The organism is Burkholderia sp. AU6039 (assembly GCF_002223365.1).
Classification (GTDB): domain Bacteria; phylum Pseudomonadota; class Gammaproteobacteria; order Burkholderiales; family Burkholderiaceae; genus Burkholderia.
Window position 1 is genome coordinate 1247612 of record NZ_NKFK01000003.1, and the last position, 13572, is coordinate 1261183.

The window sequence follows — 13572 nt, forward strand, 5'->3', positions numbered from 1 at the left end:
AATGGGTATCACCGTCCGTAACCTTCAGAAGCGCTTCGGCGATTTCACGGCGCTCGACAACGTATCGCTCGATTTCCCGCCGGGCGAGCTGGTCGCGCTGCTCGGGCCGTCCGGCTGCGGCAAGACCACGCTGCTGCGCGTGATCGCGGGCCTCGAGCACGCGGATGCCGGCCAGGTCGTGCTGCAGGGGCTCGACGTGGCATCGGTCGGCGCACGCGACCGCCAGGTCGGTTTCGTGTTCCAGCACTACGCACTGTTCCGCCACATGACCGTGTTCGAGAACGTTGCATTCGGGCTGCGCGTGAAGCCGCGCCGCGAGCGGCCGTCGGAAGCCGCGATCCGCGAGAAGGTGCACGAACTGCTGAAGCTCGTGCAGCTCGACTGGCTCGCGCAGCGCTATCCGTCCGAGCTGTCGGGCGGCCAGCGCCAGCGTATCGCGCTGGCCCGCGCGCTCGCGGTCGAGCCGAAGGTGCTGCTGCTCGACGAGCCGTTCGGCGCGCTCGACGCGAAGGTCCGCAAGGAGCTGCGCGGCTGGCTGCGTCGTCTGCACGACGACCTGCACATCTCGACGATCTTCGTCACGCACGACCAGGAGGAGGCGCTGGAAGTCGCGGACCGCATCGTCGTGCTGAACCGCGGCCACGTCGAGCAGGTCGGCAGCCCGCAGGACGTCTACGATCATCCGCAGAGCGCGTTTGTCTACGAATTCCTCGGCGCGGCCAACCGGTTGCCGGGCACGGTCGCCGGGCGTGGCTTCGTCGCCGAGGGGGCGGCCGCGCCGATCGAGGTCGACGCCGATTTCGCGGGCCCCGCGAACGCCTATGTGCGCCCGCACGACCTGCAGCTGTGGCCGGTTGGCGAAGCCGGGCACCGCGACGGCATCGCGGTGGACGTGCGCCGCGTGATTCCGCTCGGCGGCTCGGTGCGCGTGGAGCTCGAGGCGCGTGCGGGCGGCGCGCTCGAGGCGGAACTCGATCGCGACGCATGGCGTGCGCTGTCGCTGCAGGTCGGCGATGGTGCGACGGCGGTGCCGCGCGCGGTGCGTGTGTTTCCCGCGCGTTGACGAGAAAATGCAGGGCAGGGGGCGGGATACGCTCGGAATCGACAATCAAACAACGACAGCCTAAGAGGCATACCCATGAATTTTCAGCAATTGCGGTTCGTGCGCGAAGCGGTGCGCCAGAACATGAACCTGACGGAAGTCGCGAACGTGCTGTACACGTCGCAGTCGGGCGTGTCGAAGCAGATCAAGGATCTCGAGGATGAGCTGGGCGTCGACATCTTCATCCGGCGCGGCAAGCGGCTGACGGGGCTCACGGAGCCCGGCAAGGCCGTGCACCAGCTGATCGAGCGGATGCTGCTCGACGCCGAGAACCTGCGCCGCGTCGCGCGCCAGTTCGCCGACCAGGACAGCGGCCACCTCGTCGTCGCGACGACGCACACGCAGGCGCGCTACGCGCTGCCGAAGGTGATCCGCCAGTTCACCGACGTGTTCCCGAAGGTGCATCTCGCGCTGCGCCAGGGCAGCCCGCAGCAGATCGCGCAGATGATCCTGAACGGCGAGGCCGATCTCGGCATCTCGACCGAGGCGCTCGACCGCTATCCGGACATCGTCACGTTCCCGTGCTATTCGTGGCACCACACGGTCGTCGTGCCGAAGGGCCATCCGCTCGTCGGCCGCGAGAACCTGACGCTCGAGGAAATCGCCGAGTACCCGATCATCACGTACGACCAGGACTTCACGGGCCGCTCGCACATCGACCAGGCGTTCACGCAGGCGGGCGCCGTGCCCGACGTCGTGCTGACCGCGATCGACGCGGACGTGATCAAGACCTATGTCGAGCTCGGCATGGGGATCGGCGTGGTCGCGGCGATGGCCTACGATCCGCAGCGCGACACGGGGCTCGTCGCGCTCGATACGCAGCATCTGTTCGAAGCGAGCACGACGCGGGTCGGGCTGCGCAAGGGCGCGTTCCTGCGCGCGTATGCGTACCGGCTGATCGAGATGTTCGCGCCGCATCTGAACGAAGCGGAAATCGCGGGGCTGTTGCGCGAAGCCGTTTGACGGCAGCGCGTCGTGCGTCATCCGCGCGCTCACCGCGGATGGCGCGACATACCGGCGCGGGTTGTCATGTATTGGGCAGCGGCAGGCGATTTGCCGCTGCCTGGGTGATTCGACTCACCGTATCATCGACCGCCATCGCGGTTTCCTTCCGATTCTTCGCCGCGCGCGGCGAACGACATGTATTCGCTTGCCGACCCAACGACAAGAACAAGAGGGTGCGCGTGCACGCTTCGTGTCGGGTTCGGCCATCTGCCATATCGAGCGATCCATCGGCCGGCAAATGTGATTCAATGCGCGTGAATGCCGGGTGACGCGCACTCGGGCCGTCCGTTGGTCGCGATCCTGCCGGCCGGATCGCACCAGCGACGCAACGCGCAACACCGGAACGAAGTGCGAAAGGCAAAGCCGGCAGCCCGTCCGCCTTCAAGAAACAACGCACGTGGATCGCCGGTCCCGGCACGCTCGGAGACCTGTCGCGCAGCACGCAACACGCGTGACGAAGAGGTAAACAATGAATCTGAAATGGCTTCTCTTTTCCTTCGAAGGCCGGATCGGACGCCTGCCGTGGTGGATCTACGCGCTGGTTTCCACCGTACTCAGCGCGATTTTCGATGCGGGTTCCCGCGGTGCGCCGGAAGACGATCTGCCGCCGCTGGTGATGCTGGTGGCCGTCGTCATCGCGGTCGTCGCGGTGTGGTCGTCGATTGCGGTCGGCGTGAAGCGGCTGCACGACATCGACAAGTCGGGATGGTGGATGCTGCTGCTGTTCGTGCCGATCGTCGGCGCGCTCGCGTTGCTCGTGATGAACGGCTTCATCGCCGGAACGCCGCACGCGAACCGCTTCGGCGAGCCGCCGTCGGCCGATGAAGACGAACCGGCGCCGCGGGGCCCGGCGTGACACGCGCTCCGAATAAACCCTTAAATATTGATCAGACAGGTTGCACACCGACGCGAATCGGTACAGCATAGCCTTCACTCCGCCGGCGTCCCGCCGGCGGCGGCGCGTAAACGACAGCACGCGCCAGGCAGTCGGCCGTCTGCCTCGCTTCCTTCCGTGGTACCGACAGCAGCATCGATGGCTATTGCCCGGGTAGTGTGGCGCAAACGTTTGCTCACATTAAAACAACAGTCAAACAATAGTCCGGTCCTTAGGGGCCGGTCGCCAGGAGATGAGTATGAATGTTCGCTTTCGCCGTCGCTTCCTGACCGCCGCGCTCGCCGCCGTCGCGGTCGCCGCCGCACCGGCCGTCCACGCGCAATCGGCAGCCAAGCCGAAGGTCGCGCTCGTGATGAAGTCGCTCGCCAACGAGTTCTTCCTGACGATGGAAACGGGCGCGAAGGAATACCAGAAACACAACGCGGGCCAGTTCGACCTGATCACCAACGGCATCAAGGACGAAACCGACACCGCGAACCAGATCCGCATCGTCGAGCAGATGATCGTGTCGAAGGTCGACGCGATCGTGCTCGCGCCGGCCGATTCGAAGGCGCTCGTGCCGGTCGTGAAGAAGGCGGTCGACGCCGGCATCGTCGTCGTGAACATCGACAACCGGCTCGATCCCGACGTGCTGAAGTCGAAGAACCTGAACGTGCCGTTCGTCGGCCCGGACAACCGCAAGGGCGCGCGCAAGATCGGCGATTACCTCGCGAAGCGGCTGAAGGCGGGCGACCAGGTCGGCATCGTCGAAGGCGTGTCGACGACGACCAATGCGCAGCAGCGCACGGCCGGCTTCCAGGACGCGATGAAGGCGGGCGGGATGAAGGTCGTGTCGGTGCAGTCCGGTGAATGGGAGATCGACAAGGGCAATGCGGTCGCCGCCGCGATGCTCAACGAATACCCGAACCTGAAGGCGCTGCTGTGCGGCAACGACAACATGGCGATCGGCGCCGTGTCGGCCGTGCGCGCGGCCGGCAAGCAGGGCAAGGTGCTCGTGGTCGGCTACGACAACATCAACGCGATCAAGCCGATGCTGAAGGACGGCCGCGTGCTCGCGACCGCCGATCAGTACGCGGCGAAGCAGGCCGTGTTCGGTATCGACACGGCGCTCAAGGCGATTGCGGAGCATCGCAAGCAGGCCGACATGTCGGGCGTGGTCGAGACGCCGGTGGATCTCGTGACGAAGTGACGCGGCCCCGATGCGGCCGCCGCCCTCAAGAATTGGGCGCGGCGGCCGTTATCCGGGGTGAGCGCGATCACGGCCACTGCATGCACATGCACTTGTGAGCGTCACACCCGCGCGCCGCGTGCGCGCGGCCGCAACCAGGATCGCGATGGACCCGACTTTCCAACCCTCCCGCGCAGCCGCTCCCGTGCTGTCCGTCTCCGGCATCGGCAAGACCTATGCCGAACCCGTGCTCGCCGACGTCACGCTGACGCTCGAGGCGGGCCACGCGCTGGCGTTGACGGGCGAGAACGGTGCCGGCAAGAGCACGCTGTCGAAGATCATCGGCGGGCTCGTCGAGCCGACCGCCGGCACGATGCAGCTCGGCGGCAAGCCGTATGCGCCGGCGAGCCGGACGCAGGCCGAGGCACTCGGCGTGCGCATGGTGATGCAGGAGCTGAACCTGCTGCCGACACTGACGGTCGCCGAAAACCTGTTCCTGAACCGCCTGCCGCGGCGCTTCGGGATCATCGATCGCGTGCGGCTGCGCGACGATGCGCGGGCCGCGATGGCGCAGGTCGGGCTCGACGCGGTCGATCCCGATACGCCGGTCGGCGCGCTCGGCATCGGCCACCAGCAGATGGTCGAGATCGCACGCAACCTGATCGGCGATTGCCGTGTGCTGATTCTCGACGAACCGACCGCGATGCTGACCGCGCGTGAAGTCGAGCTGCTGTTCGAGCAGATCGACCGGCTGAAGGCGCGCGGCGTCGCGATCGTCTACATCTCGCACCGGCTCGAGGAACTCGCACGGGTCGCCGAGCGCGTCGCGGTGCTGCGCGACGGCCGGCTCGTCCACGCGGGCGACATGGCGGCGACGACGTCCGACGGGCTCGTCACGCTGATGGTCGGGCGCGAGATCGGCGAGCACATCGATCTCGGCGAGCGTCATATCGGCGCGCCGCGGCTCGTCGTGTCGGGCCTCGGCCGCGGGACGGCGGTGCGCGACGTGTCGCTCGAGGTGCGCGCGGGCGAGATCTTCGGCATCTCGGGGTTGATCGGTGCGGGGCGCACCGAGCTGCTGCGGCTGATCTACGGCGCGGATGCGCCGGACGCGGGGACGATCGCGATCGGCCAGCCGCCGAAGCCGGTGCGGATCGGTTCGCCCGTCGAGGCGGTGAAGCAGGGCATCGCGCTGATCACCGAGGATCGCAAGGGCGAAGGGCTGCTGCTGACGCAGTCGATCACCGCGAACGTGTCGCTCGGCCAGCTCGACCGGCTCGCGCGCGGCGGGATCGTCGACGGCGCGCGCGAAACGGCGCTCGCCGAGCAGCAGATCGACGCGCTGCGGATCCGCACGCACGGCGCGACGCAGGCGGTCGGCGAGCTGTCTGGCGGCAACCAGCAGAAGGTCGTGATCGGCCGCTGGCTCGCACGCGACATGGGCGTGCTGCTGTTCGACGAGCCGACGCGCGGGATCGACGTCGGCGCAAAGTTCGAGATCTACACTTTGATGGGCGCGCTCGCGCGCGAAGGCCGCGCGCTCGTCGTCGTGTCGAGCGACCTGCGCGAGCTGATGCTGATCTGCGACCGGATCGGCGTGATGTCGGCCGGGCGCATGACCGCCGTGTTCGAGCGCGGCAACTGGACCCAGGATGCGCTGCTGGCCGCGGCGTTCGCCGGCTTCGGCCGCGAGACGCCGCCGGGCGGCGCGCAGCATCCGGACGCGGGGCAGGCGCAAGGCGCCGCTCCCGGCACTTCGAATACAGGACGACCGCAATGACCCAGCCTCCCGTAACCCCGACCGACGCAGGCGCGCAGCAGGACGTGACGGGGCGCCGTGCGCGCACGCTGTCCGGCACGCGGCTCGGCCTGTCGAACTATCTCGGGCTCGCCGGTGCGCTCGCCGCGATGATTGCGCTGTTTTCGGTGCTGAGCTCGCATTTCCTGACCTACGATACGTTCAGCACGATCGCGAACCAGATTCCCGATCTCGTCGTGATGTCGGTCGGGATGACCTTCGTGCTGATCATCGCCGGGATCGACCTGTCGGTCGGCTCGGTGCTCGCGCTCGCCGCGTCGATGGTCAGCGTCGCCGCGCTGAAATGGCAGTGGGGGCCGCTGCCGGCCGCGCTGATCGGCATCGCGGTCGCGACCGCGACGGGCGCGCTGACCGGCGCGGTTACCGTCGGCTGGCGGATCCCGTCGTTCATCGTGTCGCTCGGCGTGCTGGAGGCCGCGCGCGGCCTCGCGTACCAGCTGACGAATTCGCGCACGGCCTACATCGGCGACGCGTTCGATTTCCTGTCGAACCCGATCACGCTCGGCATCTCGCCGGCGTTCCTGATCGCGGTCGCGGTGATGATCGCGGCCCAGTTCGTGCTGACGCGCACCGTGTTCGGACGCTATCTCGTCGGGATCGGCACGAACGAAGAAGCGGTCCGACTTGCAGGGGTTAACCCGAGGCCGTATAAAATTCTCGTATTCGCATTGATGGGCGCCCTCGCAGGGCTGGCGTCGTTGTTCCAGATTTCGCGGCTCGAGGCGGCCGACCCGAATGCGGGCGTCGGTCTCGAACTGCAGGTGATTGCCGCCGTCGTGATCGGCGGCACGAGCCTGATGGGCGGGCGCGGCTCGGTGATCAGCACGTTCTTTGGCGTGTTGATCATCTCCGTGCTGGCCGCGGGGCTGGCGCAGATCGGTGCGAACGAGCCGACGAAACGGATCATCACCGGCGCGGTGATCGTGGTGGCGGTCGTGCTCGATACGTATCGCAGCCGGCGCACCCGCGTGCGGTAGAAAGACAGACAGAACAGACCAGAGAGAAACGGGAAATGGCGACGATCAAGGATGTGGCGGCCATGGCGGGCGTGTCGTTTACGACCGTCTCGCACGTGGTGAACAATTCGCGGCCGGTGTCCGCGGATGTGCGTGCGAAGGTCGAGGGCGCAATCCGCGAGCTGAATTACGTGCCGTCGGCCGTGGCGCGCTCGCTGAAGGCGCGTGCGACGGCGACCATCGGCCTTGTCGTGCCGAACAGCACGAATCCGTACTTCGCCGAGATTGCGCGCGGGATCGAGGATCAGTGCGCGGCCAACGGCTATTGCGTGTTCTTCTGCAATTCGGACGACGATCCCGTCAAGCAGCGCAACTACCTGCGCGTGCTGCAGGAAAAACGTATCGACGGGCTGATCGTCGCGTCGGCGGGCGAGGATGCGGTACTCGCGCAGACGCTCGCGGATATCCACGCGCCGCTCGTCGTCGTCGACCGCAACATCGAGGGGCTCGCGGCCGACCTCGTGCAGATCGACCACGAGCGCGGTGCGTACCTGGCGACGCGTCACCTGCTCGAGCTCGGGCACGCGAAGATCGGCTGCATCACGGGGCCGACCGACACGGCGGTCAGCGCCATGCGCGTGCACGGATTCATCCGCGCGATGGCCGAGCGCGGGGTCGACATCGTGCCGGGCGCGATCGCGGAAAGCGACTTCTCGTGCCTCGGCGGTTATCACGCGGCGTCGCGGCTGTTCGAATCGGTGCGACCGAGCGCGATCTTCGCGGGCAACGACCTGATGGGCGTCGGCGCGCTGCGCGCGGCGGCCGAGCGCGGCATGCGCGTGCCCGACGACTGTTCGATCATCGGGTTCGACGACATCGAATTCTCCCGCTACACGTATCCGGCCCTGTCGACGGTCGGCCAGTCGGTGCGCGCGCTCGGCGAAATGGCCGCGCAGACGCTGATCGAGCGCATCGGCGGCGGCTCGACCGCCGTGCCGAGCCGCCGCCGCGTCGTGTCGCCGCGCCTCGTGCTGCGCGAATCGACGGCGGTCTACCGCGAGCCGCCGGCCTCCGGCGGTCGCGCATGACGGCGCGCGCGGCAGGCACCGGCCGCGTGACGGTGGTCGGCAGCCTCAACATGGATCTCGTCGTGCGCGCGTCGCGCCTGCCGCTGCCGGGCGAAACGCTCGCCGGTCATGCGTTCGCGCAGGCGGCGGGCGGCAAGGGCGGCAACCAGGCCGTCGCGGCCGCCCGGCTCGGCGCGCAGGTCGCGATGATCGGCTGCGTCGGCGCGGATGCGCACGGCACGGCCCTGCGCACGGGGCTCGAAGCCGAGGGGATCGACTGTAAGGGGCTCGCGACGAGCGCATCGGCGTCGACCGGCGTCGCGCTGATCGTCGTCGACGATGCGAGCCAGAACGCGATCGTGATCGTCGCGGGCGGCAACGGCGAGGTCACGACCGAGACGGTCGCCCGGCACGAGGCCGCACTGGCGTCGGCCGACGTGCTGATCTGCCAGCTCGAGACACCGCCGGACACGGTGTTCGCGGCGCTGTCGGCCGGGCGGCGGCTCGGCCGCACGGTGGTGCTCAATCCGGCTCCGGCTGTCGCACCGCTGCCGGACGGCTGGCTGCCGCTCGTCGATTACCTGATCCCGAACGAGGTCGAGGCCGCCGCGCTGACCGCGCTGCCGGTGCGCGACCCGGCGGAGGCGGAAGCCGCCGCGCGCGTGCTGCAGGCAGGCGGCGCGCGCAACGTGCTGGTGACGCTCGGCGCGCGCGGCGTGCTGGCGCTGACGGCCGACGGCGCGGCGCGGCATTATCCGGCGCCGGCCGTGCAGGCCGTCGACACGACGGCGGCCGGCGATACCTTCATCGGCGGCTTTTCCGCACGGCTCGCGGCCGGCGCGGACGTCGATACGGCCATCCGCTTCGCGCAACGCGCCGCGGCATTGTCGGTCACGCGAGCGGGCGCGCAGCCGTCGATTCCCACGCTGGCCGAACTGGCCGAATAGGGCCCGATCAAGCCTCTCGGCCGGTACGTCGCAAACGACGGCCGGCCGCCTACCTGCGACGCGCGCCGGCAGCGGAGCGCCGCCCATTCCTTGGCTTCCAAACACACTGAAACACGCATTATTCATTTAGCTGTTTGTAATAAACAGACGAATAATTCGAAAAAATAGCGGAAACACCATCAAGTTGTGCGTTGCATGGTCGTAAATGCACCAAGTGAAGCAATGCTTCGAAGCGACGGGCCTGTCCCGTCCATCACGACGCAACACAGGAAGGAAGATGGTGTTCAAAAACCTGACGATTCGTGCGCGCATCGGTCTCACGATGGCGTTTCTGGCGGTGCTCCTGGGGGTGATCGGGGCGCTTGGCGTGTACGGCATGACGCGCGCGAACGACACGACGCGCGAGGTTTTCACGAACCAGATGCCCAGCGCGGTCGACGTTTCGGTGGCCGAGATCTATGCCGCGCGCGAACGCCTGGCGCTCGACCGTGGGGCGCTGCTGGCCGGCACGCCCGACGCGGCGGCCGCCGTCGAACGAAGCCGCGCGATGCGCGCGCAGTCCGACACGTGGTGGCAGAAATACCTCGCGTTGCCGCGCGGCCCGGAGGAAGACCGGCTCGCGCAGGACGTCGCCGCGAAGCGGCAGGCGTTGCAGCACGAGTGTGACGCGTTCGCGAGCGTGATCGGGGCGAACCAGACCGACCGGATCGGCGAAGGCGCGAAGCAGCTCCAGGCGCGCTACAACGACCTCTCGGTGGCGAGCGAGGCGCTGCGCAACTTCCAGTTCACCGACGCGCAAGCCGGCTTCGACCGTGCGGAATCCGCGTTCGACACGGTGCGCGTGCTGGCGATCGTCGCGCTGCTGGCCGGCCTCGCCGCCGCGGTGGTGTCATGGTTGACGCTGAGCCGCGCGATCGGCCGTCCGATTGCCGACGCGCTCGCGCATTTCGACGCGATTGCCGCGGGCGACCTGCGCCGGCCGATCGTCGTGGATCGCCGTGACGAGATGGGCCAGCTTCTCGAAGGCCTCGGCAAGATGCAGCGCGGGCTCGTCGACACGGTGCGCACCGTGCGCGGCGGCAGCGAGTCGATCGCGACCGCGGCGCGCCAGATCGCGGCCGGTAACATCGACCTGTCGTCGCGCACCGAGGAGCAGGCCGCGGCGCTGCAGGAAACCGCGTCGAGCATGGAGCAGCTGACCGGCACCGTGAAACAGAACGCGGACAATGCACGCCAGGCGAGTTCGCTGGCCGCGAACGCGTCGGAGATTGCAAACAAGGGCAATACGGTGGTCGGCCAGGTGGTCGGCACGATGGGCGAGATCAACGACAGCTCGGCCAAGATCGCGGACATCATCGCGATCATCGAGGGAATCGCGTTCCAGACCAACATTCTTGCGCTGAATGCCGCAGTCGAAGCGGCGCGGGCAGGCGAGGAAGGCCGCGGTTTCGCGGTCGTCGCGGGCGAGGTGCGCAGCCTGGCCCAGCGTTCGTCGACCGCGGCCAAGGAGATCAAGGTGCTGATCGACGCATCGGTGGAGCGCATTCGCTCGGGTTCCACGCTGGTCGACGAAGCGGGGCGCACGATGAGCGACGTGATCAGTGCGGTGCAGCGCGTGACCGACATCATGGGCGAGATCGCGGCGGCGTCCGAGGAGCAGAGCGGCGGGATCGACCAGGTGGCGCGCGCGGTCGCGCAGATGGACGAGGTCACGCAGCAGAATGCGGCGCTCGTCGAGGAAGCCGCGGCTGCCGCGCAATCGCTCGACGAACAGGCCGGGCGCCTGCGCGAAACGGCAGCGGTCTTCCAGCTCAATGAAGACGAGGCACGCCCGGGTGTCGCGGCCCCGGTTGCCGTGCGTCACGCGCCGCGTGCGGCCGCCGCAACGGTGGCGGTGCCCGTCCAGGCTGCTGCGCGCGACGAGCGCGACGCACCCCCGAAACGCGTCGCCGCAGCGGCGCCGGTACGCCGGCCTGTCGCGGCTTCTGCAGCACCCGCGCAAGCGGCCGCTACCGCCGACGCGGACGATTGGGAAACCTTCTGATTCGCGCGCGCCGCGCATCTATCCCCATTTGGTGACGACGACGCCCGCGACATGCGGGCGTCGTCGTTTCCGCGACGGAAGAAATGTGACAGGCGACGGGCATGAATGACGATCGTGCCGCGTCGCATGCCGGGTGAAACGTGCATCGAAGGATGCGTGCACAGGTGGTGCGTCATGTTCCCGCATCCGTCGTACGGGTATTTCCGTAAGGGCGCTGCGAAAAAAATTTGTAACGGCGCGCGCAACGTGTCGTCGAAAACGACCGCTCGAACGTATAGGGATGAAGGGGAGAAGCGACGACGTCGGAGGTGTCCAACACACAAGACGTTCCGTTGTTCGACGAGACGCGCCGGATGCAGTTTCTGCGGCTCGGGAGGTCGATTGTAAAACGACGAAATGTGTTGTCCAAGCGGTGTTGTCGAGAATGACGAACTTCATACGAAGAGTTCGTGAAAAAAAATAAGAAAGGGTTTAGGATGAATTCGAACGCGCTTGCTTCTGCGCAGTCGTACGAAGGCAGGCACGTCTTCAGACTCAGGCGAGGGAGGTAGCATGGATATTTACAGCAGCTTCGCGAACCGCTTCGAAAAAACGCGAGAGGAAGAGCTCTCGCTGGAGGAGTATCTCGCGCTCTGCAAGAACGATCCATCCGCGTACGCGACGGCTGGTGAACGCATGCTGGAAGCAATCGGGGAACCTGAACACATCGATACCCGCAACGACCCGCGCCTGTCGCGGATCTTTGCGAACAAGGTCATCAAGGTCTATCCCGCATTCCGTGAGTTCTACGGAATGGAGGAGGTGATCGAGCAGGTGGTCGCCTATTTCCGCCACGCTGCGCAAGGGCTCGAAGAGAAGAAGCAGATCCTCTATCTGCTTGGCCCGGTGGGCGGCGGCAAGTCGTCGATCGCCGAGCGTCTGAAGCAACTGATGGAGCGCGTGCCGTTCTATTCGCTGAAGGGTTCGCCCGTCAACGAATCGCCGCTCGGGCTGTTCGACTACGACGAAGACGGTCCGATCCTCGAGGAACAGTACGGCATTCCGCGCCGCTACCTGAAGAACATCCTGAGTCCGTGGGCCGTCAAGCGGCTGCACGAATACAACGGCGACATCCGCCAGTTCCGCGTGGTGCGCCGCTATCCGTCGATCCTGCGGCAGGTCGGCATCGCGAAGACGGAGCCGGGCGACGAGAACAACCAGGACATCTCGTCGCTGGTCGGCAAGGTCGATATCCGCAAGCTCGAACAGTACGCGCAGGACGACGCCGACGCGTACAGCTACTCGGGCGGCCTGTGCCTGGCGAACCAGGGGCTGCTCGAGTTCGTCGAAATGTTCAAGGCGCCGATCAAGGTGTTGCACCCGCTGCTCACCGCCACGCAGGAAGGCAACTTCAAGGGCACCGAGGGCTTCGGCGCGATTCCGTTCGACGGGATCATCCTCGCGCACTCGAACGAGTCGGAGTGGAAGGCGTTCCGCAACAACCGCAACAACGAGGCACTGCTCGACCGGATCTTCGTCGTGAAGGTGCCGTACTGCCTGCGCGTGTCGGAAGAGACCAAGATCTACGAGAAGCTGATCCGCAACTCGTCGCTGGCCGAGGCCGTCTGCGCGCCGGGCACGCTGAAGATGATGTCGCAGTTCTCGGTGCTGTCGCGCCTGCACGAGCCGGAGAATTCGAGCCTGTTCTCGAAGATGCAGGTGTATGACGGCGAAAACCTGAAGGACACCGATCCGAAGGCGAAGTCGTACCAGGAATACCGCGACTACGCGGGCGTGGACGAAGGGATGACGGGCGTGTCGACACGCTTCGCGTTCAAGATCCTGTCGCGCGTGTTCAACTTCGATTCGAGCGAGGTCGCGGCCAACCCCGTGCACCTGATGTACGTGCTCGAACAGCAGATCGAACGCGAGCAGTTCCCGCCGGAAACCGAGCAGAAGTACCTGTCCTTCGTGAAGGACGTGCTCGCGTCGCGCTACGCGGAATTCATCGGCAAGGAGATCCAGACGGCGTACCTCGAGTCGTATTCGGAGTACGGCCAGAACATCTTCGACCGCTACGTCACGTATGCGGACTTCTGGATCCAGGACCAGGAATTCCGCGATCACGACACGGGCGAGAGCTTCGACCGCGCCGCGCTGAACGCGGAGCTGGAGAAGATCGAGAAGCCGGCCGGCATCAGTAATCCGAAGGATTACCGCAACGAGATCGTGAACTTCGTGTTGCGTGCGCGGGCGGCGAATGCCGGCAAGAACCCCGTGTGGACGAGCTACGAGAAGTTGCGCGTCGTGATCGAGAAGAAGATGTTCTCGAACACCGAGGAACTGTTGCCGGTGATTTCGTTCAACGCCAAGGGTTCGGCGGAGGAGCAGCGCAAACATGAGGACTTTGTGAACCGGATGGTCGCGAAGGGCTATACGCCGAAGCAGGTGAGGCTGCTTTGCGACTGGTACCTGCGCGTGCGCAAGTCGTCATGACGCGCGCGGTACCGCGCCCGTACGGCGTCGCCGTACGGGTGTTTTCAGAGACGCCGCCCGCATGACGGGAGACGGCATGTGCGGCGAGCGTCCC

At 66.7% G+C, this 13572-nt stretch carries 10 protein-coding genes; all 10 read left to right on the forward strand.

The window, feature by feature from the left end; all coding sequences use genetic code 11:
• Position 1 precedes the first annotated feature (1 nt).
• The 10 genes from CFB39_RS08525 to CFB39_RS08575 all read left to right on the forward strand — a co-directional run bounded on the left by CFB39_RS08525 (position 2) and on the right by CFB39_RS08575 (position 13478).
• Entirely contained in the window at positions 2–1063 is a 1062-nt protein-coding gene (locus CFB39_RS08525; RefSeq protein WP_089431032.1) for a sulfate/molybdate ABC transporter ATP-binding protein, read from the forward strand.
• Between the two features lie 75 nt (positions 1064–1138).
• Positions 1139–2065 (forward strand): CysB family HTH-type transcriptional regulator, encoded by a 927-nt coding sequence (locus CFB39_RS08530; protein ID WP_006484201.1) that lies wholly within the window; start codon positions 1139–1141, stop codon positions 2063–2065.
• A gap of 511 nt (positions 2066–2576) precedes the next feature.
• Positions 2577–2963, forward strand: a complete 387-nt coding sequence (locus CFB39_RS08535; protein ID WP_089472722.1) for a DUF805 domain-containing protein — start codon at positions 2577–2579, stop codon at positions 2961–2963.
• 277 nt (positions 2964–3240) lie between these two features.
• On the forward strand, positions 3241–4191 hold the full coding sequence (locus tag CFB39_RS08540) for a sugar ABC transporter substrate-binding protein (protein WP_089472723.1): 951 nt from the start codon (positions 3241–3243) through the stop codon (positions 4189–4191).
• A 145-nt stretch (positions 4192–4336) separates the two neighbouring features.
• Positions 4337–5950, forward strand: coding sequence for a sugar ABC transporter ATP-binding protein (locus CFB39_RS08545; protein ID WP_089472724.1), 1614 nt, complete (start codon positions 4337–4339; stop codon positions 5948–5950).
• The gene (locus CFB39_RS08550) at positions 5947–6966 is read left to right on the forward strand and encodes an ABC transporter permease (protein ID WP_089425354.1); all 1020 of its coding nucleotides are present in this window, start codon (positions 5947–5949) and stop codon (positions 6964–6966) included. Before CFB39_RS08545 ends, CFB39_RS08550 begins: the two co-directional genes overlap by 4 nt.
• Positions 6967–7001: 35 nt before the next feature.
• The gene (locus CFB39_RS08555; protein WP_089472725.1) at positions 7002–8033 is read left to right on the forward strand and encodes a LacI family DNA-binding transcriptional regulator; all 1032 of its coding nucleotides are present in this window, start codon (positions 7002–7004) and stop codon (positions 8031–8033) included.
• The gene (gene rbsK, locus CFB39_RS08560) at positions 8030–8959 is read left to right on the forward strand and encodes a ribokinase (protein ID WP_089472726.1); all 930 of its coding nucleotides are present in this window, start codon (positions 8030–8032) and stop codon (positions 8957–8959) included. The genes CFB39_RS08555 and rbsK overlap by 4 nt, the downstream gene beginning before the upstream one ends.
• Before the next feature lie 277 nt (positions 8960–9236).
• Positions 9237–11003: a methyl-accepting chemotaxis protein gene (locus tag CFB39_RS08565; protein ID WP_089472727.1), complete on the forward strand. Its 1767-nt coding sequence runs from the start codon at positions 9237–9239 to the stop codon at positions 11001–11003.
• A gap of 552 nt (positions 11004–11555) precedes the next feature.
• On the forward strand, positions 11556–13478 hold the full coding sequence (locus tag CFB39_RS08575; protein WP_011351905.1) for a PrkA family serine protein kinase: 1923 nt from the start codon (positions 11556–11558) through the stop codon (positions 13476–13478).
• Positions 13479–13572 lie beyond the last annotated feature (94 nt).

What these genes read in the sequence shown, in the direction of transcription:
- rbsK (WP_089472726.1), top strand. Translation starts at nt 8,030, where the DNA reads ATGACGGCGCGCGCGGCAGGCACCGGCCGCGTGACGGTGGTCGGCAGC.
- CFB39_RS08575 (WP_011351905.1), top strand. Translation starts at nt 11,556, where the DNA reads ATGGATATTTACAGCAGCTTCGCGAACCGCTTCGAAAAAACGCGAGAG.
- CFB39_RS08530 (WP_006484201.1), top strand. Translation starts at nt 1,139, where the DNA reads ATGAATTTTCAGCAATTGCGGTTCGTGCGCGAAGCGGTGCGCCAGAAC.
- CFB39_RS08565 (WP_089472727.1), top strand. Translation starts at nt 9,237, where the DNA reads ATGGTGTTCAAAAACCTGACGATTCGTGCGCGCATCGGTCTCACGATG.
- CFB39_RS08545 (WP_089472724.1), top strand. Translation starts at nt 4,337, where the DNA reads ATGGACCCGACTTTCCAACCCTCCCGCGCAGCCGCTCCCGTGCTGTCC.
- CFB39_RS08555 (WP_089472725.1), top strand. Translation starts at nt 7,002, where the DNA reads ATGGCGACGATCAAGGATGTGGCGGCCATGGCGGGCGTGTCGTTTACG.
- CFB39_RS08525 (WP_089431032.1), top strand. Translation starts at nt 2, where the DNA reads ATGGGTATCACCGTCCGTAACCTTCAGAAGCGCTTCGGCGATTTCACG.
- CFB39_RS08535 (WP_089472722.1), top strand. Translation starts at nt 2,577, where the DNA reads ATGAATCTGAAATGGCTTCTCTTTTCCTTCGAAGGCCGGATCGGACGC.
- CFB39_RS08550 (WP_089425354.1), top strand. Translation starts at nt 5,947, where the DNA reads ATGACCCAGCCTCCCGTAACCCCGACCGACGCAGGCGCGCAGCAGGAC.
- CFB39_RS08540 (WP_089472723.1), top strand. Translation starts at nt 3,241, where the DNA reads ATGAATGTTCGCTTTCGCCGTCGCTTCCTGACCGCCGCGCTCGCCGCC.